Source organism: Termitidicoccus mucosus, from assembly GCF_038725785.1.
In the GTDB taxonomy this organism is placed as follows: domain Bacteria; phylum Verrucomicrobiota; class Verrucomicrobiia; order Opitutales; family Opitutaceae; genus Termitidicoccus; species Termitidicoccus mucosus.
On the sequence record NZ_CP109796.1, the window covers coordinates 666,424 to 692,811 of the forward strand.

A 26,388-nucleotide genomic window follows, 5' to 3' on the forward strand; every position below is an offset into this window, starting at 1 on the left:
GCGATGCGTTGATTTTTTATGATAAACGAATCCTCCATCACGATTAATATAAACCGGGCCTGCCTCGCGCTGCTCGTCCTGTTCCTGGCCGCTGGCGTCCCCGCGCGCGCTTCCCGACTGGTGGACAACCTGAAGGCGGGCCGGAGCCAGACGGTGGTCGCCTACGGCACCAGCCTCACGGCGACCGGCCAGTGGCGCGCCGATCTGGCCGGCTGGCTCAACACCCTCGACCCGGAAGGGAAGGCGAAAGCCGTGGTCCATAACAGCGGGCTTTCCGGGCAGGCCTCGCAATCGGGCCTCAACAATCTGCAAGGCAAGGTGATCAAGTTCAAGCCGGACACTGTGTTTATAGAATTTGCCATCAACGATGCCTATAGCGGCCCGAATTATTCCCCGAAGCATCCTGACTACGGCATGACGGTGGAAAAGAGTATGGCGAATCTCTCCCGCATGATAGAGACGCTCAAGGAGGCGCTGCCCGGCGTGGAAATAATCATACAAACGATGAATCCGGTGTGGGATTCCCCGCATGGCAGCGGGGTCTCCGCCAAATCACGCCCAGAGCTTGACGCCTATTATGAAGGCTACCGGCAGGTTGCAAAAGAATACGGTCTGCTTCTCATCGACCATCATCCGAATTGGGTCAGGCTTCGCGAAGCCGACCCGGAATTGTTTCAAACTTACATTCGCGACGGCACTCACCCGACGCCGGCGGGTTCCACCGCCATCACAACCCCGCAACTCAAGGAGTCGCTTGCGATGCCCGCCGCGTCCGCGCGGGGATGCTGCCAATAGCATCGCCGCCGCGCATCACACCTTTCCGCCCCTATGACGACATGGTTCAGCACCGCCCGCTACGGCATGTTCATCCATTACGGTCCCTACTCGGCCGCCGCGCGCGGCGAGTGGGTGGCCAACCGCGAGTCATATACGAAGGACTGCTATATAAAAGACTGCGTGCTTCCATTTGCCGCTTCGCGCTGCGACCCGCGCGAATGGGCGCGGCTCGCGCGGGATGCCGGCATGGGCTATCTCGTGCTCACCACCAGGCATCACGACGGATTCTGCCTCTGGGACACGGGCACCACGGAGTTCAAGGCCACCCGCCTCGGCCCCCGGCGCGACCTTGTGCGCGAATACGTTGACGCCGTCCGCGCGGCCGGCCTCAAGGTCGGCTTTTATTATTCCACGGCAGACTGGTTTCATCCCGATTATCCCGGGGCGCATCATCGCGACTGGCCCCATGGCTGGCCCGACGAGGCGGGGCGAAAACGTTTTATACAATACTGCCGAGCCCAGTTGGAGGAATTGATGACCCGCTACGGGAAGATCGATCTGCTCTGGCACGACGGGTGCATCCCGGAGCCCTTTGATGGAATTGAGACCAATGCCCTGGTCAAGCGCTTGCAGCCGCATATAATGATAAACAACCGTGCCGGCGAACCGTGCGATTTTTATTCCTGCGAGCAGGCCATCAAGCCCGCCGCTCCCGGCAGGCTGTGGGAGGCCTGCATGACACTGAATGACAATTGGGGCTATCACGCCGGCGACAATAATTGGAAAACTCCGCGGCAGGTCATTCGCATGCTCCTCGAAACATCCGGCAACGCGGGCAACCTGCTTCTCAATGTCGGCCCGCGCGCAGATGGCACGATCCCGGAGGAATCCGAGCGCATCCTCCGCGAGGCCGGTGACTGGCTGCGGCGCAACCGCGAGTTCCTGCCAGACTCGGAGCGCTCGCCTTTCAGTTGGAACAACTGGGGGCGCGTCACCACTCGGGGCAATCGCATTTATCTGCACATAATAAACAGCACGGGCGCGACCCTGCGCCAGCCTGACATCAAGAACCGTGTTTTACGTGCCTTTTGTCTCGATGGCGGCAGGGAAGTGCCGTTCGTCCAGGAGGCGGATATGATCACGCTGCGCGATCTGCCGGTCCCGTTGCGCGACCCGATCGCCACGACCATCGTCCTCGAAGTGGAGGGCGCGCCAGAGACAACCCGCAAGCAAACCAGTTTCTGGATTCCGGGATGAGCATCCATCCGTTCCTCGACTTTTCATGTCTGGATAAACTGAAGCATTTCTTTGGACAGAATTAACAGAATGAAAGAAAATGAACAAAATGAGTTTTGTAATAAAAACCGTATTTCGTCCATTCCATTAAATTCTGTCCATTCTGTCTAAAAATAACGAACTATTATTTTTAACAGGATGAACGAGATTTTCAGGATTATCATGATTAAAACCCAATCCTGTTAATTCTGAAAAATCCTGCAATCCTGTCCAAAACCCCAAGCCATTTTCATCAACATGACACCCAGGGAAAGATTTCTCAACACGCTCAATTACCAACCTGTCGATCAACGACCTTGCTACCTTGCCTGGCCGTGGTTTGACACGCTGGCCCGCTGGCGGCGCGAGGGGTTGCCGGATGGAGTGACGGATGTCCACGAGCACCTTGGCGTCAGCGGATTGGGTTATCGTGTCAGCAACATCACGCCGGCGGCTGGTGTGTTTCCCGACTATCCGGTGAAAATCCTGCGCGAGGACGGGGAGTTTATATATAAAACCGATCGATACGGACGCACGGCCAAGGAATTCAAGGACCATTCCTCTTTTCCGGAATGGCTGGAGTTTCCCGTGAAAACACCGGAGGATTTGCGGCGGCTCCTGGACGAGCATTTCGACGTGGACAACCTCGACGCCCGCTTCCCCGCCGACTGGCTGGAGCAGGTTCACGCCGCCGAACAGCGCGGGGATGTCATCCTGATCGATGGCGGCTGTTACTACTGGACGCTGCGCTCGGTGGCGGGCGTGGACGGGGCCGGGTATTTGTTATACGACGCGCCGGAGCTGGTGGGCGAGTTGTTCGAGCGCTACCACGCGGTTGTCATGGAGGGCCTGCGCCGCGCGGTGAAGGTGACGCGGGTGGACATAATCGGATTCGGAGAGGACTTCGCGTGCAAAAGCGGCCCGCTGCTTTCGCCCGCGATGTTCCGCGACATGATTTTGCCTCATTATAAAAAGGTGATGGACTTCGCCCATGCGCATGACGTCCGGCTGACCTGGCATGACAGCGACGGCGACTACCGCCTCCTGCTGCCGGACATGCTTTCCGCCGGCGTGAACAGCACCTGCCCGTGCGAGGTGGCCTCCGGCATGGAGCCGGTCGGGCTGCGGCGTCAGTTCGGGCGCGAGTTGCGCATCGGCGGCGGTTTCGACAAGCGCATCGTGCCGCTGGGCCGGAGCGCGGTGGCGGCGGAGTTTGCGCGCCTGCGCCCCGTCATCGAGGAGGGCGGCTATATTCCCGGCATCGACCACTCCATCCCCGCCGACGTCTCCTACGACCGCTATCGCGAATACGTTGATGAATTGGTGAAAGTGTCCGCATGGGTGTGAGCGGGCCGGTGTCCGCCGGTTCCGCGGGGCTTAACGATCAAGCATCGGCTTCGTTGCCCGGACGGTGAGGCCAAGGCGTGTTTTCCACGCATGACAGTTGCTCTCCCGTCCATCCCGGCACCCTGCATCCTCGACATGGTGCACCACAATCCCGGCGAGCCGCCTTACGAAACCAAATATGAATCGCCCGGCGTGATCCGCGCGATGGGCTTTGGCGGGAAAGTGTATCATCTTTTCGATTCGCCCATGCTTGCGGTGAACTGGGAGGCGGTCGATCCGGATATTTTTCCAAAAGACTCCGACGCCCGCGCCTGGGTGGACGCCAAGGCCGCGCGCATCGACGCGCAGCACGCGGCTTGCGCAGCGGCGGGCGTCGGCATTTATGCGATGAGCGACCTGGTCCTTTTTCCGCGCCGCCTGGTCGAGAAATATAATCTCGGGCGCGAAATGGGGAATCCGCTCAATCCCTCCACCGCGCATTTCCTGCGCCTGCTGGTTGCCCAGATGTTTGACCGGTTCCCATTGCTGGACGGGCTCGTGGTGCGCATCGGCGAGACTTATCTGCACGACGCTCCCTGGCATGTGGGCAAAATCGAAAACCGGAACGACTGGCGCGCGACCATCGCGCCGCTCATGCGGCTCATGCGCGAGGAGTTGTGCGTGAAACGCGGACGGCATTTGATCTTTCGCGCGTGGCTGAGTTTCGACACGGATTTGGAAACCTACCGCGCCGTCAGCGACGCCGTCGAACCGCATCCGCTGCTCACGATCTCGGTGAAGCACTGCGAGGGTGATTTTCACCGGGGAAATCCTTTCAGCAAAGTGATCGGGGAGGGGCGGCACCGGCAGTTGATCGAGGTGCAGTGCGCGCGCGAATACGAGGGCAAGGGCGCGTATCCGAACTATATCGCGCGCGGCGTGATCGAGGGGTTCGCGGAGCACCGGCGGCTGGCGGAACGAGGGGCGTTGTGGAGCATCGGCGAATTCGCCCGCGCCCGCCCTGATTTGTTCGCGGGCGTCTGGACCTGGTCCCGCGGCGGCGGCTGGCAGGGGCCTTATATAAAAAATGAATTCTGGTGCGATCTGAACGCTTGGGTGATGGCGCGATGGGCCGCCGACCCGGCACAACCGGAGGAGGCCGTCTTTGCGCGCCATGCCGCCGATGTGCTCGGGTTGCGCGGCGCGGATGCGGCGCGGTTTCGCCGCCTGTGTTTGCTGTCTTCCGACGCGGCGTTTCTCGGACGGCGTTCGGCGTGCTGTGACATCGATCCGTGGTGGAGCCGCGACGAATTTTTTGGCAAACCCGTGCTGCCGGACGGCGCGGATTGCGGGGAAAAAACCGGGCGCATCCTGTCCGAAAAAGACGAGGCGGTCGCGATGTGGGAGGAAATCGCCGCGCTGTCCGCGCAAATCGGATTTCCGGATGGGGAGACAAAGGTGCACGTCGTCGCATCGTGCGAATACGGTCTGCGGCTGTGCCGCATCATGCGCGCGATATTCCGGCTGGCGGCGGCGGAAAGCCGCGATGCCCGTCCGGGAGAATTGCGCGCGCTGCTCGGCGATTATGATGAGGTCTGGCGTTCCTACCGGCGATTGCCGGAGGATCATCCATCGTGCGCGACGCTGTATAAGGAGCGCGGTTCGCCATGGGGCCCGCCGCCAGGCGTCGAGGCATGGATACCGCGATTGCGTGAAAAAGCCGTTCCATTTTAAACAAACAAAACTTGATAACCACCGCGCGCGGCGCAACGTGTGCGCACCGTGAACAACAGCCCCGCACGCCGTCCGACATTGAAGGAGATCGCACTGAAAGTGGGACTCACCCCGGCGGCCGTGTCACTCGCGCTGCGCGGCGACCCGAGCATTCCGCGCGCGACGGGCGAGCGCGTGATGAAGGCGGCGGCGGAACTCGGCTACACGCCCGACCCGGAGCTGGGGCGGCTGATGTCGTATCTGCGCAGGCATCGCGAGGCGCGCATCGTGTCGGCGCTGGGGTTGCTGAGCTTGCACCGGGATCCGTCGTTGTGGGCAAAAAACAGTTTTTTGCGGCGGCTGCATGAGAACATGGTGAAACGCGCGGGCGAGCTCGGGTTTCTGACGGAGGATTTTTTCCTGAACGATCCAAAAATCTCGGCGACGCGCATGCGCGACATCATGGTGGCGCGCGGCATCAAGGGGCTCGTCATCGTATGCGGGCCGGCGCCGGTCGATTCGATCGGTCTGGACCTCGCGCCATTTGCATCGGTGACCATCGGCTATGGCGTGGGCCTGCCGCTGCACCGCGTCTGCCAGCATCAATACGAGGAGATGTTTCAATTGCTGGCGCGTCTCCGCGGGCTCGGTTACAAACGGCCCGGATTGGTCATCGAGACAGAGACCGACCGGCGCACGCGGTTTCATTACACGTCGGCCTACTCGATCGCGGGCCGGGCGCGGGGGAAAAAGGCCGTCCCCGCGCTGCTCGGGACGGAAATCACGCGGGATGTGTTTTCCAAATGGGTGAGGCGGCACGCGCCCGACGCGGTGATCGCGCACGGGAGCGCGGCGGCGCATGTGTATTCCGGGTGGCTCGCGCGGATGGGCAAAAAAACACCCGGCGACATCGGGCTCGCCGCGCTGGACGTGGACACGTTTGCCAGCGAGCGCTGCTCGGGCATCGTGCAGGACTACGAGCAGGTCGCGGCGGCGGCGGTGGAACTGGCGGCATCGCAGGTGCGCGCCGGCGAGAAAGGCATTCCGGCGACGCCGAAGGTGCTGATGATAGAGGGCCGCTGGCAGGACGGAGGCACCACGCGCCGCCAGCGCCAGGGAAGTCGCGCTCCCATTTCCTGAACGCGGACAGCCGAGGACGGCACGAGCCGGTTCACGCGCGCGCATACCCGCGCTCTTGCAGCCAGGCGCGGCAGGCGGATGTCCAGCGGTGCATGCGCCCGTCGGGCGTGGCGGCAAGGCCGATGCCGTGCGCGCCTTTTTCATAAATGTGCAACTCGAACGGCACGCCCGCTTCTTTCAACGCGGCGGCAAACATCTGCGAATTTTCCGCGGGCACGCCGTCATCCTCCCACGTGTGCCAGATGAAGCACGGCGGCGTCCCCGGCGTGACTTGCCGCTCGCACGACAGCAATTCGCGCAACGCTTGCGGCGCGTCCGCGCCGATGACGTTGTCGCGCGATCCGGCGTGGGTTTTTTCGCCCATCGTGATGACCGGATAGCAGAGAATGCCAAGGCCGGGGCGCGAGCTTTGCCGCGCCACCGGATCGTTCGCGCCGGGAATGCCGTCGTCGAAATGCACGAGGAGCGTCGCCGCGAGGTGGCCGCCGGCGCTGGAACCCATCACGCCGACACGCGCGGGATCGATTTTCCATTCGGCGGCGCGGGCGCGGACGAGGCGCACGGCGCGCGCGGCGTCGTGCAGCATCGCGGGATGCCGGTAGCCATGCGCGCCGAGACGGTATTTCACGACAAACCCGGTGATGCCGAGGTTCGCCAGCCAGCGCGCGTAGCCTTCGCCCTCGTGGTCGGACAAACCGACGTATCCGCCGCCGGGAAAAATCACCATCGCCGCGCCCGTGGCCTTGTCCGGCGCGGCGGGGAAAAGCGAGAGCGCGGGGTTGTCGCCGAGCGCGCCGGGCGCGGCGTCGGGCCAGAGTGGAATCGTGGGCGGAGGTGATGCCGGTTGCATGAGTGGAACGGGGAAAGGAGCGCGGGGATTGGATTATTTTTTCGTGCTCTCGTGATTAATCTTTCGGTTATCAATCTGAAATGGGGTCAGGCCGCCACCCAAAGCGCATGGAGGGCGGCGATGAAGCCGCGCTCATCCCACCAGCGCAGAATTTGTTTTTGATCGGTGGCCAGATGAATGGCGAGGCGTCCGCGTGAATCGAGATCGGCGTCGTCGGCCTCAAACGCAAAAAATGTCCGTGCATCGTCCGGTGTCACGGGGACGGACCAGCGGCCGGCATCGCGTTTCGACCGGCCCACTTTCACCCGATACGCGGCATCGAGCCCGAACGGATCGAAAGAGTGCAGCAGCACTGTCCAGCGCGAGGCGCCGGTGGCGGCGGGAAGCCCGCTGATGCGCGCGCACAGGCCGCGCGGATGATACCAAAAGGCCCTGCCGGGTCCGAGCGAGATGACGCCGTCGCCAAACTCCCGCGCGATGATGGCCTCGCCGCCGGGCCGCGCGACGGCGATGTCGTGCGCCTCGGCCCGGCTGCGCGTGCCGAGCGGAAGCGCCGCGCCGCAAAAGGTCGCGTGCAGGATTTTTTTGCCGGCCAGCGCGGGATGTTTCGCGGCGGCCTCGCCGAGCCCGGCGTTGTGGAGCGCGATTTGTTTTTCCCAATCGGCCCCGGCGGGCAGCAGGTGCGGGGCGAGCGCGCGGTCGGTTTCACCGGCCGTCGGCAGCACGATGTCGGCGGGTTCGCAGTCGAGGAGGCGATACCAGGATTTCAACGGGCCAAACACAAGCGTGAGCGGGCCGGCTCCGCGCGGCCCGGGATCGCCCGCCGCGCCCGGGCCTTCGACGCGGGCGGGTTTGCGCAATGTGATTTGCACGGGCGCGTCGGCGATGAGCGGCGCGTCGAGATGCAGGTAAACATGGCGCGGGTCCGTGTCGGTTTCCCCGGTGTCTTTTCGTCCGAATGCCTGCGCGCGCCAGCGGCCTTGCTCGACGCGTCCGGGACGCGTCGCGAGCGGACGGAGCGCGAGTTCGGCATGTCCGCTCCACCCGGCGGGCGCTTCGAGGAGCGTAATGGCGCGGGCGTCGTCGAGCGGCGCGAGCGGAAGCGGGCGGAAGGCCAGCGGAGAGCCCGATGCCGTTGCGTTTTCCACCGGCGCGGCATCCCAGAGCGCGAAGGGGATGGCCCGCGGCAGCGGCACGGCGGCGGTGATGATGGCGCGGTCACGGGCCGGGGAAATATCCACGCGCAACGCGGCGGCGCAGGCGGCGGCGTGGTCGCGCGGGGCGGCGGTGTCGTTGGTGGCGAAGGCCCAGCGTTCGCGATAATCGTAATAAAGCCACGGCAGCGGGGAGTCCTCGCGGATGAGCGCTTTGTAGCCGTCGAGTTCGAGCACAATGGAGTCGCCCGCCTGCCCGGGTTTGCCGTTGACGGTGACGCCCACCCACGAGTCACGCTGACGGAAAACGCGCTGCGCAAGCACGGGCACATGGCGTTGGTGGTAGGCGCGGACGTCGCCGCTGGTGGCAAACACCAGCTTTTCATCCTGCGCGAGCGCGAGGAGCCGGCGCAGCCCAGCACGATTCCACGCGGTCATGTCGGCGGTGCCGAAGGTGCGGCCAAACTCGAACCCGGCCACGAAAAAAAACGGCGCGTCTCCGACGGGCGTGCCGCCGCGCACGATGTCGGCGAGAAACTGGCGGAAACGGCGCGATTCGCCGCCGGAATCCGCCGCGCGCAGCCAGCGCGTGAAATGCGAGGGCGAGAGCACAAAGTCTCCCCAGTGCGTAAGGTGCGGCGCGAGCACATGGTAGTGGTTCATCGTCATGCCAAGGACGGGCGGGCGCGCACCGCCGTCGCGGGAGCCGGCCTTGCGGTAGTCGTCCCCGGCGATCCAGAACGGGCAGGTGGGCATGCCCCAGTGGTTGATGGACCAGTCGCCGTCGGACCAGTTTTGCTCGGGCACGAGCGAATGCAGCACGCCGATGCCGGCGCGCGCGCACGCCTCGACAAAGCGGTTCGACGGCGTGTAGCTGGCCACGCGGTCAAGCGGCGCGAAGCCGCGCGCGAGCCACCAGCCTTGCAGGGCGGCGAGCCGCGCGTCGATCTGCGCGGGCGGCAGCGAGTCCCAGTTCGGGTCGTCATGCGCGAGCGCGGGCGCGATGGCGCCGAACGCGTCGGCCATCACGTGCGGATGGATGGCGTCGCCATGCAGCCGTTCAGAGCCCGCCCAGCGCGGGTCGGAGCAGGTGAAGTCGTCCGCGGCCCCGGCGGCGAAGCCCGTGACATAATAATCCGCGGCCACGCCCGCCGGATGGATGATATCCGCAAAATCCTCGCTTGTGAAGGCCCCGACGGTGATCTGGCAGACGGCCCACTCGCGCGTGACGACGGCGAACGGGCGGCGCAGCACTTCGCCGCCGTCCGTCGTAAACTCGGCCAGCCACATGCCGCACTCCGGCGGCGTCCACTCCCAGCCGCCTCCGCGTCCGGCCGCCGTGCCCGTGGGAGCGAGTCGCGCGCGGGCGATCTCGGCAAAGCCCCCGCGCAAACCGCGCCGCAGCACCAGCCCGCCGCCGGCGGTGGCGGTGAAGCGCACGCGCTCGCTGGCGCGCAGCAACCCGCCGGGTTCAAGGCAAAGCCGCGCGGGCGGCGGGGCGGCGGATGTGTCGGGCGGAAGAGGCGGGGAGGGCGGCGGCAGTTCGCTCATGGAATTCGGATATGAATTTACCGGCGGGATTTTGGGAAACCAAAACCGGCTCGGGCGGGATGCGGGAATACGCAAGAAATGACCTCATCCCGCGGGCCAACTGGCAATGCGGGCCTGCCTTGATGGTTAAGTGAAGGCGAGGAGGCGGGGATTTTGTATTTTTTCCGCTTAACGACTAAGCCAGCCTTCTGTTGCGAGCGGTCATCCATTCCGGTTTCAGTGGCGGAGTGAATGGGCTGGCTGCTTTAACTCCAAAGCATTTCCCGACCCCGCCTTTGCGGATCACGGTGTCCGCACGCGACGGCGCAGGAGGGCGATCCCGTATCCGGAAGCCTTTCACGATTCCATCCTTCTTTCATGAAAATCAAAGGCGTCAGATTGTATTTTCTTCCCGTGAAAACCCGCGTGCCGTTTCACTTCGGGCACGAGTCGATGACCGAGGTCATTTGCGCGCGCGCCGCCGTGGATGCCGAGGCTGCGGACGGAAAACACGCGACAGGCTGGGGCGAGACGCCGCTCAATGTCCAGTGGATGTGGCCCTCCGCGCTGCCCTACGGCGCGCGCGCGGCGGCGCTGCGAGAATTTTGCCTGCGGCTGGCAAAGGCCTGGGCCGCGGTCGCGGATGACGGGCATCCGTTCGAGCTGGGCTCGGCGTTCATCGAACGCGCGCTTCCGGAGTTGTTGCGCGAGTTCAACGCCGCCCGCGCCGGAGCGGAGCCCATGCCGTGGCTGGCCGCGCTCGTGTGCTGCTCGGCGTTCGACCTCGCGCTGTATGACGCGTTTGGCATGCTCGCGGGCAAGCCGGTTTTCGAGACATTGGGGCGCGGGTGGCTCGCGACGGACTTGTCCGCCCGCCTGCAACCGGCCGGGGGCGCGGCGGTTTCGTTTGCCGGGAAATACCCCGCCGATTTTCTGCGGCCGGCTCCGAAAAAGCTGGTTGCCTGGCATACGGTCGGCAGCGGCGACGCGCTGGAGGAAACCGACCTGAACGGCTGCGAACCCGAGGACGGGCACCCGGTGCTCCTGCGCGACTGGATCAAACGCGACGGACTCCGGTGCCTGAAAATCAAACTGCACGGCAACGACGCCGCATGGGATTACGCGCGCCTCGTGCGCATCGCCGAAATCGGCCGCGGACTCGGCGTGCTCTGGCTGTGCGCCGACTACAACTGCGCCGTCGCCGACCCCGCGTATGTGACTGCCATGCTCGACCGCCTGCTCGCCGACGAGCCGGCGATTTACGGCATGCTGCTCTACGTGGAGCAGCCCTTCCCCTACGAGCTGGAGGAGCACCCGATCGACGTGCACGCGGTCACGGCGCGCAAACCGCTCTTCATGGACGAAAGCGCGCACGACTGGCGCTTCGTGCGGCGCGGGCGCGAACTCGGCTGGAGCAGCGTCGCGCTCAAAACCTGCAAAACCCTCACCGGCGCGCTGCTCTCGCTTTGCTGGGCGCGCGCGCACGGCATGACGCTCATGGTGCAGGACCTCACCAACCCCATGCTCGCGATGATTCCGCACGCGCTCCTCGCGGCCCATGCCGGGACCATCATGGGCGTGGAAACCAACGCCCCGCAATACTACCCCGACGCGTCCCGCGCCGAGGAGTCGGCCCATCCGGGGCTCTACCGCCGCCGCGAGGGCAGCGTCGACCTGTCCACGCTCACCGGCCCCGGTTTCGGCTATCATCTCGACCGCATCAAACGCGAGCTGCCGCCCCCCGCCGCCGCGCACGGGAATTTCTGATCAAACTCCACCATGTCCAAGCAGCAACCTTCATGGCTGAAAGAGGCGGTATTTTATCAAATCTATCCGCAAAGCTTTTATGATTCCAACGGTGACGGCATGGGCGACATCGCGGGCATCATGCAAAAGCTCGATTATATAAAGAGCATCGGGTGCAACGCCGTGTGGCTCGGCCCGGTGTTTGTGTCGCCCTTCCACGACGGCGGCTACGACATCGCCGATCACCGCCGTGTCGATCCGCGCTACGGCACCAACGACGACCTCGTGCGCCTCTTCGCCGCCGCGCACGAGCGCGGCATGCGGATCGTGCTCGACCTCGTCGCCGGGCACACCTCCGTCGAGCATCCGTGGTTCAGGCGATCCATGCGCGCCGGGCGCAATGAATACACCGACCGTTACCTCTGGATCGAGCCGGTGTGGCGCGAAAAGCCCGCGCACCTCGCCGCGGTCAGCGGCTACGCCGAGCGCAACGGCGCCTACGTGGCCAACTTCTTCTGGTGCCAGCCCGCGCTAAACTACGGCTACGCCGACCCCGATCCCGCCAACCCGTGGGAAAAACCGCTCGATCATCCCGCATGCCAGGCCACGCTCCGGGAACTGCGCGGCACGATGGAATTCTGGCTGCAACTCGGCGCGGACGGTTTCCGCGTGGACATGGCGCAGTCGCTTGTGCGCGGCCACGACGAGGCCCGTCGCATCAGCGCCCTCCAGACGCTCTGGCGGGGCATCCGCCGCTGGCTTGACCGGGATTATCCCGAGGCCCTGCTCATGGCCGAGTGGTCCTATCCCAAGCACGCCATCGCCGCCGGCTTCCACGTGGATTTCATGATCCACTTTGAGACCGTCGCGTATAATTCGCTTTTCCGCAACCACCGTCCCGAGCTGATTTCCGCGCTACCGCGCGGCAACACCTACTTTGACCGCAACGCCAACGGCGACATCCGCCTCTTCGCCGACATCTTTCTGGAACACTACAATGCCACGCGCGGCCGGGGCTACATCAGCGTGCCCACCGGCAACCACGACGTGCCGCCGCGCCTCGCCGAGGATCGCTCGCCCGACGAACTCAAGTGCGCGCTGCTCTTCCTGCTCATGCTGCCCGGCATCCCGTTCATCTATTACGGCGACGAAATCGGCATGCGCTACATCCACGGACTCGCCTCGAAGGAAGGCGGCTACGAACGCACCGGCGTGCGCACTCCCATGCAATGGGACGCCACGAAAAACGCCGGTTTCTCCACCGCCGACCCCGCCAGGCTTTACCTGCCCGTCGAGGCCGACCCCGAGGATCGCACCGTCGAGGCCGCGCAGCGCGACCCCGGCTCCGTGCTGCATTTCGTGCGCCACCTCATCACGCTGCGCAAGGGGCACGGGGCGCTCGGCGCGGACGGGGATTTCCGGCTGATCTACGCCGAGAAAGGCGGCTATCCGTTCGTCTTTGAACGCGCCGCCGGGGGCGAACGCTTCTGGATCGCCGTGAACCCGTCCGGCACGCCGCGCTCCGCCGACTGGAAAAACGACGCCGCCTCGGCGCGTCCCCTTGTGCGGGGCAGGGCCGCGCTCACCCTCGACAACGGCACCGCCCGCGTCGAGCTCCCCGGCGGCGGCTTCGGCCTCTGGAAAATCGAAGGGAAATAACCAGCGCATCCCGAAAACGCGCGCCTTGAACGAACATCTCCCGCGTCAATTCCAACCATGCCAACCGCCCCATTCGCGTCACCGCTCCGTTTCGGTCTCATTGGCCTCGGCAACATCGGCAAAGTCCACTGCGCCAATTTCGCCGCCGGCAAAATCCCGCGCGGCGTCCTTGCCGCCGCCAGCGATCTCCGCCCGCCGCCGTCCGGCACGCTTCCCGGCGGCGTGCGTTTCTTCCCCGACGCGGACGCCATGCTCGCCTCCGGCCTGGTTGACGCCGTCATCGTCGCCACGCCCCATCCGCTGCACCGGACGCTCGGTGAAAAAGTCCTCTCCGCCGGCCTGCACCTCATGATGGAAAAACCCCTCGCCGCCACCAAGCTCGACGGCGAACGCCTGCTCGCGCACCCGCGCAAGCCGGGCCAGTGCTTCGCCATCATGATGAACCTGCGCACCCACCCGCACTACCGCCGCATCCGCGCCCTTCTCGACCACGGCGCGCTCGGCAAACTCCAGCGCGTGCAGTGGACCATCACCAACTGGTTCCGGCCCGAGGCCTACTACGCCCTCTCCGACTGGCGCGCGACGTGGAGAGGCGAGGGCGGCGGCGTGCTTGTCAACCAGGCGCTCCACAACCTCGACATCCTCCAGTGGCTCTGCGGCATGCCCGTTTCGCTGCGGGCCTTCTGCCAGTTCGGACGCGACCACGACATCGAGGTGGAGGACGCCGTCACCGCGTTCCTCCACTACGAAAACGGCGCCACCGGCGTCTTCACCACCGCCACGGGCGAGGCGCCCGGCGTCAACCGCCTCGAAATTGCCGGCACGCGCGGCCTCGTCATCCTCGAAAACGAAAGGCTCCTCTTCGCCGAAAATGAGCGGGACGCCGCCGACCACAGCCGCTCCACCGACGACGCCTTCGGCGCGCCCGGCACCACCGTGCGCGAACTCGAATGCGAGGCCGGCAATCCCTCGCACGCCGGCGTGCTGGCGAATTTTGTTGAAACCATTCTCGACGGCGCGCCGCTCCTCGCCGACGCCGCCGAGGGGCTGAAGTCCGTCGAGCTCGCCAATGCGATGCTCTATTCCACGTGGAAAAACGAAACCGTCGCGCTGCCGCTCGACTCCGCCGCGTATCAGGCCGCCCTCGACCGCGCCGCCGCCGTCGCGCCGCCTCGCCGCCGCATCATCCGCGCCGCCAATGTGGACATGGCCAAATCCTTCTCGACGAAATAAAAACCTCCCGGGCAAGCCGCGAGGCATGGGAGCGGCGGCGCCGCCGCCGCTTCGACGAACCCGGATGGCCCGGCCCCGGGCCGGACAAATCGCATGACGATGAGCGCGGACAAAGGACGAAACCGGCTTGCGCGACAGAAGGAGGGCTTGCAGAGTCCCGGCACCGTGAGCGAAGCCGCGCCACCACCCACTCTGAAACAAATCGGCCAGAAGGTCGGTCTTACGTCCGCCGCCGTGTCGCTCGCATTGCGTGGGGATCCGAGCATCCCGCCCGAGACTTGCAAACGCGTTCGCGAGGCCGCCGAGACGCTTGGCTACAAACCCGATCCCGAACTCGGGCGCCTCATGTCGTATTTGCGCAAGCACCGCTCCGTGCGCAATATTTCCGTCCTCGGCCTGCTGTCGTTGCATCCCGAGCGGTCCACGTGGAAAGAAAACGGCTTCCTGCGCCGCCTGCACGCGGGGGTGGCCCGGCGCGCGACCGAGCTCGGCTACCAGACCGAAGAATTTTTCATCGCCGCCTCGAAGATCCCTCCCAAGCGCATGGGTGACATTCTGGTTTCGCGCGGCATCAAGGCGCTCGTGGTCGTGGACGGCCCGATTCGCGTGGACACCATCGGCCTCAACCTCGCGCCGTTTGCCACCGTCACCATCGGCTACGGCATCGGCCTGCCGTTGCATCGCGTTTGCCAGCACCAATACCAGGAAATGCTGCGCGTGCTCCGTCGCCTGGGCGAGGCCGGCTACCGCCGCCCCGGCCTCGTGCTGGAGACCGAAACCAACGAACGCACGCAGTATCACTACACTTCCGCCTTCGCCAGCGCGCACCAGTTCGGGCTGGAAACCAAAGTGCCCGTGCTCTGCGAGGAGAGGATAACCGCGGCGGCGTTCACCCGCTGGGTGCGAAGCCATGAGCCCGACGTCATCATCGGCCAGAGCAGCCCCGCCGCACTCAACTACACGGTGTGGCTTTCGCACATGGGCCTGTGCGTGCCCGACGACATCGGCATGGTCGCGCTCGACGTGGACACCGAGGCGAATCACAGCTGTTCCGGCATTGTGCAGGACTACGAGCATGTCGCCGCCGCCGCGGTTGAACTGGTGGCCTCGGAGGTGCGTTGTGGCGAGAAAGGCATGCCCGCCACCCCGAAAGTCCTGCTCATCGAAGGCCGATGGCAGGATGGCGGCACGACAAGGAGCACGCGGTGATGCCAGGCTTTGTTTTCGACTTATAAAGTCCCTTGGGTCGATGCCCGGCTTGGCAAACGGCCAGGTTGTATTGAAAGGCAACACGTGCCCCGCCAATGGCAGGAAAGCATTGGCGGGACCGGATCCAATCGGATCTGATTATTTGGTTCCTCGCTATTTCGAATGGCTGGTTTGCTTATTTAACCGCAGAGAACGCAAAGAACTCATGGGAAAACAGGATTGTTTCCTGCGCTCTTTGCGTTCTTTGCGGTTAATTTCTTGTTGTTTCCAGACATCGAAAACAGTGGAAAACCGATTATTTTATCCTGCCATTATCAAACACGATACGGCCGCCAACGATGGTGGTTTTCACGCGGCCGGTGAGGGTTTGATTGTGCCAGGGGGAGTTGGCGGATTTGCTTTGGCCGGCTTTCGCGTCATACACCCATTTCTCGGCGGGATCGAAGAGGCAGATGTCGGCGGGAGCGCCTTCGGCAAGGACGCCGGCGTTCAGCTTCAATAATTCCGCGGGGCGGCGGGTCATCAGGTCGATGAGCTTGGGAAGCTTGAATCTTGAGCGGCGCACGAGCACATCGAGCACGACGGGGAGCGCGGTTTCGAGGCCGATGATGCCGTTGGGCGCGAAGTCGAACTCGCGGTCCTTTTCGTAGTCGGTGTGCGGGGCGTGGTCGGTGGCGATGATGTCAATGGCGCCGTCGCGCAGGCCCTCGATGATGGCGAGCCGGTCCTCCTCGGTGCGGACCGGCGGGTTCATCTTGAAATGGGTGTCGTAGGAGGCGAGGGCTTTGTCGGTCAGCGCGATGTGGTGCGGCGTGGCCTCGGCGGTGACACGCACACCGCGGGACTTGGCGCGGCGGATGAGCTCGACGGAATATTTGGATGAGATGTGCTGGCAGTGGATGTGCGCGCCGGTGTAGTGCGAGAGGATGACGTTGCGGGAGACGATGATGTCCTCGGCCGCGTGGGGCCAGCCGCGCAGGCCGAGGCGGGTGGACATGACGCCTTCGTTCATCACGGCGCCCTGGGTGAGGGCGTGGTCCTGACAGTGGTCCATCACGGGAAGGTCGAACATTTTCGCGTATTCGACGGCGGAGCGCATGAGCTGGTTGGACTGGACGCAGTCGCCGTCGTCGGTGATGGCGACGACACCGGCGCGCTTGAGCGAGCCGATGGGGGCGAGGCTCTGGCCCTTCATGCCGGCGGTGATGCAGCCGGTGGGGTAAACGCGCACGACGGCGTCGCGCGCGGCGGCGTCCTTGATCGCCTGGATGGTGCCGGCGTTGTCCGCGGGAGGCGTGGTGTTGGGCATGCAGACCACCGTGGCAAAACCGCCCGCGGCGGCGGCGCGCGAGCCGGTGGCGATGGTTTCCTTGTGGGTCTGGCCGGGCTCGCGGAAGTGGACGTGGATATCGACGAGGCCGGGGCAGGCGACGAGGCCGGCGGCGTCGATCTTGCGCGCGCGTTTTTTTGCGGCGGCGGAAAGGGACGGGACGATCTTGCCGGCGTCGTTGACGCAGAGGTCGCCGGTGGCGTCGCGTTTGGAGGCGGGGTCGATGATGCGGGCGTTTTGGATCCAGAGGGAAGGCATGGTGTGGAAATGCGGAATGCGGAGTTCGGAATGCGGAATTATTGGAAACAGGGCGGCGCCAGGACTGAGCGGGCAGGAGGGATTTTAGTCTGAGGTGCCGATCACGTTTTCCGGTTGGCCTCCCGAGCACAGGTAGAGGACAGCCATGCGGACGGCGATGCCGTTGGTCACTTGCTCGAGGATCACGCTGTTGGGGCCGTCGGCGAGGTCGTTGTCGATCTCGACGCCGCGATTGATCGGGCCGGGGTGCATGATGAGGGCGCGGGGGTTGAGCCAGGATGCGCGGGTCTTGTTCAGGCCGAACATGCCGGTGTATTCGCCGAGCGAGGGGAAATGGGCGCCGCCCTGGCGTTCGTGCTGTATCCGAAGAAGCATGACAACCTCGGCGTCGGCGAGCGCGCTGCGGAGATCGTGCGAAACCTCCACGCCGAGGTCGGTGAACCAGTGCGGGACGAGGGTGGAGGGGCCGACGAGGGTGACATTGGCGCCAAATTTGATGAGCGCGTGGATGTTGGAGCGGGCGACGCGGCTGAAGAGAATGTCGCCGAGGATGACGATCTTGCGGTCGCGGAGGTCGCCAAGGTGCTCGCGCATCGTGAAGGTGTCGAGGAGGCCCTGGGTGGGGTGGGCGTGCGCGCCGTCGCCGGCGTTGACGACGGGGATGTCGAGGATTTTGGAGAGGTAGAGGGGCGAGCCGGAGGCGGCGTGGCGGATCACGATCATGTCCGCGCCGAGGGCGCGGATGTTTTCGGCGGTGTCGCGGAGCGTTTCGCCCTTGGTGGTGCTGGAGGCGGCGGCGTCAAAGGAAATGACATCGGCGCTGAGGCGCTTGGCCGCCATGTCGAAGGAGAGCCGGGTGCGGGTGCTGGGTTCGAGGAAGAGGTTGACGATGGTCTTGCCCCGGAGGGCGGGGACTTTTTTCACGCTGCGGCCGAGGATTTTTTTGAAGGCGGCGGCGGTGGCGTGGATCTGGTTGATTTCGTCGAGACTGAGTTCCTCGAGCGTGATGAGGTCTTTGCGGTGCCAGGGCATGGAGGGAAAGGGAGTTTAAGTGGGAGGTTTAAGTTGAAGTTGGAGTGCCGGGGATGGGGAAGGGCGGGGTGGGGCGGGGATTTTTTGATACTTGTCAACTGGCGCGTTTTTTCTTCGCCGGCGCTGTCGGCGCGATGGCGATGCGGTCCTTGTCCGGGGCGTCGGGATCGATATGGACGATGATTTTTTCGTCGGGCGCGGTGATGAGCTGGAGGGCGCAGAAATCGGGCGCGATGGGCAGGAGCCGGCCTCCGCGGTCAATGAGCACGGCCAGTTCGACGCGTTCGGGGCGTCCGTAGTCGAAGAGTTCGTTGAGGGCGGCGTTGATGGTGCGACCGGACTGGAGGACGTCATCGACCAGAATGATGCGCGCGCCGTTCACGTCGGCCGGGATGTGCGTGGGGGCGAATTCCTTCGGGATGGGATGGCGGCCGATGTCATCGCGATGGAAGGAAATGTCGAGCGTGCCGGCGCGGGCGTGCTTGAAATGGAGGACGAGGCGGCGGGCCAGGACGATGCCGCCGTTGGCGATGCCGAGGAAGAGGAGCTTTTCGTCCGCCGGATGGCGTTGGAGAATGAGGTGGGCGAGACGCTCGATGGCGGCATGCGTGTCGCGAGCGTTGATGCTTTGGATATCGGTGGGCACGAATGTGCGTTGTGCCATGACGGGGCGGGCGGGGAAAGATTTTTCTGGAGGCGGGCGGCGCGGAGAGGCGGCGCGCCGGGGGGATTCCGGTTGACGGCGATTATTTGTTTTCGGGCTTTGCCGCGGGGCGGCTCGCGGCGACCGGGGCGAGGTCGTTGCCCTTGAGTTCGTGAATGAAAAAACGGGCATGCCCGGGCGTGCCGGGCGGCGTGGTGAACGCGAGTTTTTTGGTGTCGGCGGAAAACTCGGCAAGGCGGGGGCCGGGTGTGTCAGGCGTGGCGGCGACCGTCAGGACCAAGGTCCGCGTCCGGTCCGCAGGAGGCTGCTCGCCAGCGAAATGCAGTTCTCCTTTGCCCATCGACGGGCTCCAGACGGCGCAGGCGACGAGGTGGAGCGAGAGGCGCCCGGTGTTGTCCATCGCGCGAAAGGCATGGAGCTGGGTATCCGCCGGGAACGCGGCGGCGCGCAGGCGCGCAAGCTGCGCGGCGGAGAGGATGCGTTCGGCCTCGAGTTGCTGGCGGAGTTCCTGGGTTTCGACGGCGGCGAATTCCGCCTCAAGGCGCGAGGCGGACAAGGCCGCGCGGTCGGCGGCGTGGCGGCTGGCGAGCCAGAAGACGGCGAGGGCGAGCGCGGCGGCGAGCGACCAGCCGAGCAATGTCAGGGCCGCGCCAGCCGTGGAGCGCGCCGGGGAGATTTTGGGCGCGCCGCCGTCGGGCGGCGGCTGCGATGCATCGGATTCGGGCATGGCGTGAGGTTTTTGCGGGGATGATGGGACCGGCATGGCGAATATGAGCGGCCTGGCAAAAGAAACCTAGAGCACCCAGAAGCCGATGAGTCCGAGCACGATCAGCGCGGCGATGAGGGAGACGACACGTTTTTCCTGGGTGGTGAGTTTGAATAACATGGGAGGCACTCCAAAAAGATGAAAAATCCGCAGATGTCGAAAAAATGCTTCCGCGACTGGCGCCGGGACGGGTTCTGGTTATAAGAATAAGTTTGAATCGCCATTAGCCTATGAAAAAGACAACCCGAAACCTGTCCCTCATGCTCGCGCTCACCGTGGCCGGATGCCTTGGTGTGTTTGCCGCCTCCGCCGAAATCGGCAAGGCCGCGCCGGATTTCACGCTCACCGACATCCAGGGAAAATCCATCTCGCTCTCCGACTACCGCGGCAAAACCGTGGTGCTCGAATGGGTAAACCCGGAATGCCCGTTTGTGGTGAAACACTACGAAAGCGGCAATATCCCGTCGCTCCAGAAAAACGCCGCCGCCGAGGATGTGGTGTGGATTACCATCAATTCGGCCCGTCCCGGGGCGCAGGGTGACTACGATGCGTCACAGGTCGCCGCCTGGTCGCAGAAGAACGGCGCCGCACCGGCCTCATACTGCCGCGATAGCGACGGCAAGGTCGGCCGCCTCTACGGTGCCAAGACCACGCCGCACATGTATGTCATTTCGGCCGACGGCACGCTGGCCTACGATGGCGCGATCGACAGCATCCGCTCCGCGAAACAGGCCGATATCGCCAAGGCCACGAACTACGTGACCGCCGCGCTGGACGCGTTGACGGCGGGCAAGCCGGTCGAGAAATCCACCAGCGAGCCGTATGGCTGCGGCGTGAAATACTGAGCGGGCCTGGATCGATTCGATTGCCCGGTGTCGGTGCCCGAGGCAGACGCGGGATCACTCCGCCCGCCTCGGACCGACCCGGCGCATCAATCCCACACCATCCTTCTCCCTCGATTACGCGGCTCTTGACCGGACGGCGGCTGCGCTTCTGCTTCGCTTCCATCTCAACCACAGCCACCCGGCGGGAAGCGTGGCCAGAATCACCAACTGGCCGGCGACGGTTTCCCGCGTGGGGAAGATGCCCAGCCCGCCCGCCATGGGCCATCCGTCCAGACGGGTCGTGTGGATCAGTCCGCCCACCTGTAGTTCCAGGATTCCCCGCCCGGTGAACACAAAGGCCATGATGAACAATAGGACGGCGGTCGCCCCAAAGAAGAATCGGAGCGGAAGCCGGATCGAGGCCAGCCTCACGGCCGCGTATACGAGCACCAGCGCCGCCGCGGCCAACCCCATTCCGACCCAGATCGCGTCCATTTGTCCGGTGGAACCGGCCATCAGGGCCTGATAGAAGAGGATCGTTTCGGCGCCTTCCCGGAAAACGGCAAGAAAGGCGGCAAAGCCCAGGGCAAACAGGCTCCCGCTGCCAACGGCCTTGTCCATCTTGTCCTTGACGAAGGCCTGCCAGCGATCGGCATCCCGTTTCGCGGTCAGCCAGTAGCTGACATAAACCAGGACCGCCGCTGCGATCAACATGGTCACGCCTTCCAATACCTCGCGGTTTGCCCCGCTTGCCTGGATCACGGCATGCAGAAGCCAGGCCGCGCCCGCGCTGGCCGCCAAGGCCAGGGCGCAGCCCCACCAGATCACCTTCACCTTGTCGGAATAACCCGAACGGCGCAGGTAGGCCACGAGGGCCGCCACCACGAGCATGGCCTCGATTCCTTCCCGGAACAGAATCAGAAAAGACTGCGCGGCCCGGCCCCAAAAACCCGGCGTCACCTCGCCGCTCGAATAATGCGTCACGGCATCGCCGAGATCCTTTTTCAAGGCCGCCCAGGTTTTCTCCAGATTTTCCCTGGGTTCCCCGCGCATGCATTGGCTGATGATCAGGCTGAAACCGGACTCGATCCGGAGCATGAGCGAAGCGTCCTTGAGGTTCAGGGTGAACTCCATGCCGCTTCCCTCGAAGACATCGAAATAGAGTCGCGAGAATTCATTGCCGGCCGCCACCGAGTCCGCGGGCGCATACTTCCCGATGGCCGTGTCTCCCCGTGCCACGATGGCCTCCACCACGGGGCCGTAGTTTTCGGTGAGGCCCTGCTGCGCGGGGACACTGGCCGGAACCGCGAAAAGAAGAAACAGGACAAGGATGTTCGTTCTCATATAAAAGCCTTACGGGAGGTTTTGGAAATTAACCGCGAAGGATGCGAAGATCGAAAAAAACGGAATCATGGTTTTTGGTAGTTATACCATTTCCGAATGAGATTTATATTTTAGGTAGGGCGAGGCGTCCCGCCGAGCCGCGAGCGCCAACGGCTCGGCGGGACGCCTCGCCCTACCTAAACCGGACGGCATGGAGACGGTCCCTCCAAAAGGATAAATTTCGTTCGGAATTGGTATTATTTTAATATAAATTGATTGATTATTTTTATCCGAATCCTGATTGCTTCGCGTCCTTCGCGGTTAAAAAAGAATTTCCAGAAGTCCCCTTATGTCATTGCGACGAAGCGGTCCACCTGCCGCCTGAAAGCGCACGTTGCCGCGGGAGAATTTTCTCCTCCATAACGAATATCAATATAGCGCCCGATGATATCCGCGAGCGCCGCGGCGAGTTCCGGTCTTTCGCGGCTCGCCCGCGCGAGATAATTGCGGGGGCACTCCTGGGGCCGCTTCTGCAATCCCAGTTTTTGCAAGCGGCGGCAAAACGTAAGCCAGGCCTTGGTCACCGAGTCGATGCGCGTCCGTCCGCGCCACCAAGCCACGGCGAGATAAGCGCACAGCAGGGACAACACCCCGAGCGCACCGCCAACCAGAAGATCGAGCCAATTGCTTTCCTCCAGCCCCACTCCCTTCAGGAGATCCATTTGGCGGTCGGGATCGTAACGGATGACCCATTTTTGCAGGTTGCCGAAAAGCGAGGAAAAATCGGGGATATCCCAGCGCCGGCCTTGGGCGTCGTCGGCGCCTTCCCGGTTTTTATCGGTTCCGGCTGGATTCGGGACTTCAGGCGGCCGCGCTTCGTCCGCCGGTTTAACCTCCACCCGGGCATTGGAAGTCTTGGCTTTGTCCTCCTGCGCTTTGTCTCTCTTCGTTTCCGGCGGCAGGATGACATCCTTGGGCTCCACCCTTCGCCAGCCTTTGCCCTCGTGCCAGACTTCCACCCACGCATGGGCATCGGACCGTTTGACGATGACGAAATTGGTCAGGGCGATGATGGTCCCGCCGCGATACCCGCCGACCAGCCGGGCCGGAACGCCGGCCGCGCGCATCAACATGGCAAAACTTCCGGCCAGATATTCGGCCCCGCCTTTTTTCTCGTCGAAGAAATAGCGGTCCAGCAGATCCGGGCCGGGCGCAATGATATGGGCGGCGTCGAACCGGTATCCGCCGTCCGCCAGAAGGCTGAAGGCTTGGTGGACGATTTCCTCCGCATCCGCATACTGGCCGGCCAGCCGCCGTCCCAGAGCGTGAAGGCGCGGATTGGTATTATCCGGCCAGGAAAGGCCCCGGGCCCGATCCTCTTCGGTCAGCTCCGCGCCCACGTGGTAGTCCAGATAGGCGAGCATGGGGAACTTCGGTTCCTGATCGTCTATCCGGCGGATGCTCACCAACTGAAACTCGTCGGTGATGAGCGCTTCCGGCGCCGGCGCGGCCGGCACGTCCAGCCCGTAAAGCCAGCGTCCGCCGTTGGGCATCACCCGCAGGGTGTAGCGCACGGGATGCGCCTTCCAGCGCAGTTCCCGGTCCAGCCTGGCTTTCGACCGGATCGCCCGATTCAGCAGCCGCGTGCGATTGTCCCAGTCCTCCGGCAGGGTCCAGTTTTTGCCATCGTAGTCCCAGAACACCGGACCGCGCCAATACAAGAGGCTCTTGAAGGGGACGGCCCCCTTGAACTCCGCCACGAGCACGTTTTCGTTCGCCTGGCCCGCCTCGTGAATACCTCCGGGTTCCAGGGTTGTAATCTTGCCGAAGTCTCCCGCGCCGCGATTCATCATGGCCTTGACGGGCAGGCCGAAGGCCAGGCCGATGTCCCAGAGCGGCCCGGGGATGCGGGGGAAGGTCAGGAACAACAGCAGCATCAACGGCAGGCCGAGGAGGAACAACTGCCCCGCGCGCCGGATCAGGAAGCCGCGATTCAAGATGGACGCGTCCCCGTGGATGGCCACCAGGCTCAGGGTCAGGGCAAAGATGACCACGAGCATGTGCGCCAGGCTCCACAGGGTTTCCCAATACAGCGCGCCCACCGCGGCCAGAATGACCGCGGCGAAAATCAACAGCAGGTAATCCCGCCGGGTGCGCGCTTCCCCCCACTTGAGAAAAACCACCGCGATAAAGAAGCTGAGCACCGCCTTGCCGCCGAACCAGCTCTCGAACCCGAACCAGATGCCGGCCGCGGTTGCGGATAGCAGCGCGACGGCCGCGACCCGGCCCGGCCATCCCCCGCGCAGGGGCGCGAGGTAGTGCAGCACGCCCCCTGCGAGCGCGATGCCCGCCACCCACGGGGGCAGCGTCGCAAGGCTCGGCAAGGCGGCCAAAACCAGCGTCAGCAAAACCCAGTGTCTGTAGTGGCCGGATGGATTCATACCGCCTGCTCCGGTTCATCGTGCAGGGCCAAAGCCCGGAGACAGTTTTGCAGATGGGATTCTGCATTGGCCGGCTCGATCCTCGTGCCGGGAAGCTCCAGACCGTATTCCCTGTTCTGCTTGTGGGCCTCCAGAACCCAGCGGCACAACTGGGACAGCTTCTGCTCCGTCCCGCCCGCGCCGGCGTCCTCCCAGCGCAGCCAGAGCGCGGGCCTGCCCTGGCCTCCGTCAAACTCCTTGGTGTAGAGTTCGTCAAACCGGGCCATGGCCTTCCAATGGATGCGGGCAAGCGGATCCCCCGGCGAATAGCGCCGCATGTCCGTATAGGTGCCGGCCTCTTCCACGAGATGGGCCTGTCGTCCGAGCGGACGTGCGGGAAGCGGTTGGTCGCCCGTCTGCGCCGGATACACCAGGCATTCCGGCAGTTGCCCGGTAACCATGCGGGCCTGAAAAATGCCCAAGGGGAAACAACTGCGGATGCAGGCCGGGGCGGGCTTGAGGCGTCCGCGTCTCGGAGCAGGTCGCTCCAAAGTCAGCTCCGCGGTTTCGCCCGCAAGGAGATGCTTCTCCGCCCCGTGAACACTCCCGCGCGCCGTGACCAGCAGCCCGTGGCGGTTGTTCTTCGAGCGGTTTTCCACCGGCAACCGGTAAACCGCGCTCTGCCCGGCAAAGACAGGCTCGCTGCGCCAATCCGCCACGGCCAGGCCGCCCACGTTGGCGCGGGTGTGATACCAGCCCACCATCGCGATGGCGGCCAGCAGGAACGTCATGGCAAAAATCAGGTTGTTGCTGAAATTGACGGACATCAGGAAGGCGCAGAAAACCAGTCCGAAAAAGCCCCAGCCCGAGGACGTCAGGCGCGTACGCACCTTGCCGGGGCGCGCCTCCGGACGCTTCAGCGGGATGCGCGTGGCGAGGATTCTTTTGACGGTCGCCCGCATCATCACTCCACGCCCACCTTCGAGATGATTTCTTCCCCGATCCTTTCCGCGGACATGCGGCTCGCGATCGGCGCCAGACGATGGCCCGCGACGGCCGGCAGGACCGCCTGAATGTCGCCGGGCAACAGCTTGCCCTCGCCATGCAGGAACGCCCAGGCCTGCGCGGCCCGCAACAGCCCCAGGCCCGCGCGGGTGGACAGCCCCCGCTGGAACAGCTCCGAATTGCGCGTGAATTCGAGGATGCGGTGCAGGTAGTCCAGCACGGCGTCGGAAAGCTTTACCTGCCCGACCGCCTGCTGGAGGCCCAGGAGCCGGGACGGCTCGATGATCGGCTTGAGTTCCTCCAGCAGGCGCCGCCGGTCCTTGCCGCGGAACAATTCCAGTTCCGCATCTCGATTGGCATAGCCCATCGAGATGCGCATCAGAAAACGGTCCAGTTGCGATTCGGGAAGCGGGAACGTGCCCACCTGCTCGGAGGGGTTCTGCGTCGCAATCACGAAGAACGGCTCCGGCAACTCGCGGGGCTTTCCGTCGATGCTGACCTGGCGCTCCTCCATGGCTTCGAGCAGCGCGCTCTGGCATTTGGGCGTGGCCCGGTTGATCTCGTCGGACAGAAGCAACTGGGTGAAAACGGGGCCGTCCGTGAAAACGAATTCGCCCTTGTTCCGATCGTAAATGGAACAACCGATGATATCACCGGGCAGCAGATCGCTGGTGAACTGGACCCGCCGGTATTTCAGCCCCAAGGTCAGCCCCAGCGCGTGGGCCAGGACCGTTTTGCCGAGCCCGGGCAAATCCTCGATCAGGAGATGGCCCCGGGCCAGCAGGCAGGCGAGCGCCATCTTGATCTGTTTGTCCTTGTCCAGCACGATCTCATTGAGCTGGGCAAGGACCGGGCCGAGGGCCTCTGAAGGTTGTGCGTTGTTTATATTCATTTTTATTTAAATGAAATGCGGTTGATATACTGGAGATGTGGCCAAGGCGTTATGTTCTACGTGTCCTCCGTGTCGGGGCTTTGCGATCTCTGTGTCATATCAATTCCAAACGGAATTCACCCCTTTGGAGGGCCGAGCTCCTGCGAGGCCGTCGCGGGCATACGCGACTTTTTTCCGCGACGGCCTCGCAGGAGCTCGGCCCTCCATCATAAGTGTGGTTTTCATTGGGAAATGGTGTCACTTCTTCGGGGTTTCCATCGAA

The 26,388-nt window shown here is 64.1% G+C and carries 20 protein-coding genes; 10 read left to right on the forward strand and 10 right to left on the reverse strand.

Annotation, left to right across the window (positions count from 1 at the left end; genetic code table 11):
• Positions 1-18 precede the first annotated feature (18 nt).
• From OH491_RS02265 to OH491_RS02285, 5 genes are all read left to right on the forward strand, one after another.
• Positions 19-795 (forward strand): SGNH/GDSL hydrolase family protein, encoded by a 777-nt coding sequence (locus tag OH491_RS02265; RefSeq protein ID WP_068769518.1) that lies wholly within the window; start codon positions 19-21, stop codon positions 793-795.
• Positions 796-828: 33 nt separating this feature from the next.
• Positions 829-2,034 (forward strand): alpha-L-fucosidase, encoded by a 1,206-nt coding sequence (locus tag OH491_RS02270; protein WP_068769517.1) that lies wholly within the window; start codon positions 829-831, stop codon positions 2,032-2,034.
• A gap of 276 nt (positions 2,035-2,310) precedes the next feature.
• Entirely contained in the window at positions 2,311-3,399 is a 1,089-nt protein-coding gene (locus OH491_RS02275; protein WP_068769516.1) for a uroporphyrinogen decarboxylase family protein, read from the forward strand.
• Positions 3,400-3,489: 90 nt separating this feature from the next.
• Positions 3,490-5,112, forward strand: a complete 1,623-nt coding sequence (locus tag OH491_RS02280) for a hypothetical protein (protein ID WP_145928654.1) — start codon at positions 3,490-3,492, stop codon at positions 5,110-5,112.
• Positions 5,113-5,160: 48 nt separating this feature from the next.
• Entirely contained in the window at positions 5,161-6,231 is a 1,071-nt protein-coding gene (locus OH491_RS02285) for a LacI family DNA-binding transcriptional regulator (RefSeq protein WP_334319174.1), read from the forward strand.
• A gap of 31 nt (positions 6,232-6,262) precedes the next feature.
• Here OH491_RS02285 and OH491_RS02290 read toward each other — a convergent pair whose 3' ends face one another.
• Together OH491_RS02290 and OH491_RS02295 are read right to left on the reverse strand one after the other, a co-directional pair.
• Complete coding sequence (locus OH491_RS02290; RefSeq protein WP_068769513.1) at positions 6,263-7,081, reverse strand: alpha/beta hydrolase; 819 nt, start codon at positions 7,079-7,081, stop codon at positions 6,263-6,265.
• 86 nt (positions 7,082-7,167) lie between these two features.
• Positions 7,168-9,786 carry a hypothetical protein gene (locus OH491_RS02295; RefSeq protein ID WP_068769512.1) on the reverse strand — a complete coding sequence of 873 codons (2,619 nt, stop codon included), beginning with the start codon at positions 9,784-9,786 and terminating at the stop codon, positions 7,168-7,170.
• Between the two features lie 357 nt (positions 9,787-10,143).
• Between OH491_RS02295 and OH491_RS02300 the strand changes: the two genes are divergently transcribed.
• From OH491_RS02300 to OH491_RS02315, 4 genes are all read left to right on the forward strand, one after another.
• Complete coding sequence (locus OH491_RS02300; RefSeq protein WP_068769511.1) at positions 10,144-11,532, forward strand: enolase C-terminal domain-like protein; 1,389 nt, start codon at positions 10,144-10,146, stop codon at positions 11,530-11,532.
• A gap of 12 nt (positions 11,533-11,544) precedes the next feature.
• Positions 11,545-13,170: an alpha-amylase family glycosyl hydrolase gene (locus tag OH491_RS02305; protein ID WP_068769510.1), complete on the forward strand. Its 1,626-nt coding sequence runs from the start codon at positions 11,545-11,547 to the stop codon at positions 13,168-13,170.
• Between the two features lie 57 nt (positions 13,171-13,227).
• Positions 13,228-14,403, forward strand: coding sequence for a Gfo/Idh/MocA family protein (locus OH491_RS02310; protein WP_068769509.1), 1,176 nt, complete (start codon positions 13,228-13,230; stop codon positions 14,401-14,403).
• Positions 14,404-14,502: 99 nt separating this feature from the next.
• Positions 14,503-15,612, forward strand: a complete 1,110-nt coding sequence (locus OH491_RS02315; protein WP_334319173.1) for a substrate-binding domain-containing protein — start codon at positions 14,503-14,505, stop codon at positions 15,610-15,612.
• Positions 15,613-15,907: 295 nt separating this feature from the next.
• Here the strand turns inward: OH491_RS02315 and OH491_RS02320 are convergent, their stop codons facing one another.
• From OH491_RS02320 to OH491_RS02335, 4 genes are all read right to left on the reverse strand, one after another.
• Positions 15,908-17,200, reverse strand: coding sequence for a dihydroorotase (locus tag OH491_RS02320; protein WP_342750843.1), 1,293 nt, complete (start codon positions 17,198-17,200; stop codon positions 15,908-15,910).
• 84 nt (positions 17,201-17,284) lie between these two features.
• Positions 17,285-18,232 carry an aspartate carbamoyltransferase catalytic subunit gene (locus OH491_RS02325; protein ID WP_068769506.1) on the reverse strand — a complete coding sequence of 316 codons (948 nt, stop codon included), beginning with the start codon at positions 18,230-18,232 and terminating at the stop codon, positions 17,285-17,287.
• 94 nt (positions 18,233-18,326) lie between these two features.
• Positions 18,327-18,878 carry a bifunctional pyr operon transcriptional regulator/uracil phosphoribosyltransferase PyrR gene (pyrR, locus tag OH491_RS02330; RefSeq protein ID WP_334319172.1) on the reverse strand — a complete coding sequence of 184 codons (552 nt, stop codon included), beginning with the start codon at positions 18,876-18,878 and terminating at the stop codon, positions 18,327-18,329.
• Positions 18,879-18,978: 100 nt separating this feature from the next.
• Positions 18,979-19,623 (reverse strand): hypothetical protein, encoded by a 645-nt coding sequence (locus OH491_RS02335; protein WP_068769504.1) that lies wholly within the window; start codon positions 19,621-19,623, stop codon positions 18,979-18,981.
• 269 nt (positions 19,624-19,892) lie between these two features.
• Between OH491_RS02335 and OH491_RS02340 the strand changes: the two genes are divergently transcribed.
• Positions 19,893-20,507, forward strand: a complete 615-nt coding sequence (locus tag OH491_RS02340) for a thioredoxin family protein (protein ID WP_068769503.1) — start codon at positions 19,893-19,895, stop codon at positions 20,505-20,507.
• A 114-nt stretch (positions 20,508-20,621) separates the two neighbouring features.
• Here OH491_RS02340 and OH491_RS02345 read toward each other — a convergent pair whose 3' ends face one another.
• The 4 genes from OH491_RS02345 to OH491_RS02360 form a co-directional block, all read right to left on the reverse strand.
• Positions 20,622-21,830 (reverse strand): FTR1 family iron permease, encoded by a 1,209-nt coding sequence (locus tag OH491_RS02345; RefSeq protein ID WP_068769502.1) that lies wholly within the window; start codon positions 21,828-21,830, stop codon positions 20,622-20,624.
• 326 nt (positions 21,831-22,156) lie between these two features.
• Positions 22,157-24,250: a transglutaminase TgpA family protein gene (locus OH491_RS02350; protein WP_068769501.1), complete on the reverse strand. Its 2,094-nt coding sequence runs from the start codon at positions 24,248-24,250 to the stop codon at positions 22,157-22,159.
• Complete coding sequence (locus OH491_RS02355; protein ID WP_084441981.1) at positions 24,247-25,194, reverse strand: DUF58 domain-containing protein; 948 nt, start codon at positions 25,192-25,194, stop codon at positions 24,247-24,249. Before OH491_RS02355 ends, OH491_RS02350 begins: the two co-directional genes overlap by 4 nt.
• Positions 25,194-26,126, reverse strand: a complete 933-nt coding sequence (locus tag OH491_RS02360; RefSeq protein WP_068769500.1) for an AAA family ATPase — start codon at positions 26,124-26,126, stop codon at positions 25,194-25,196. Before OH491_RS02360 ends, OH491_RS02355 begins: the two co-directional genes overlap by 1 nt.
• Between the last annotated feature and the right edge of the window lie 262 nt (positions 26,127-26,388).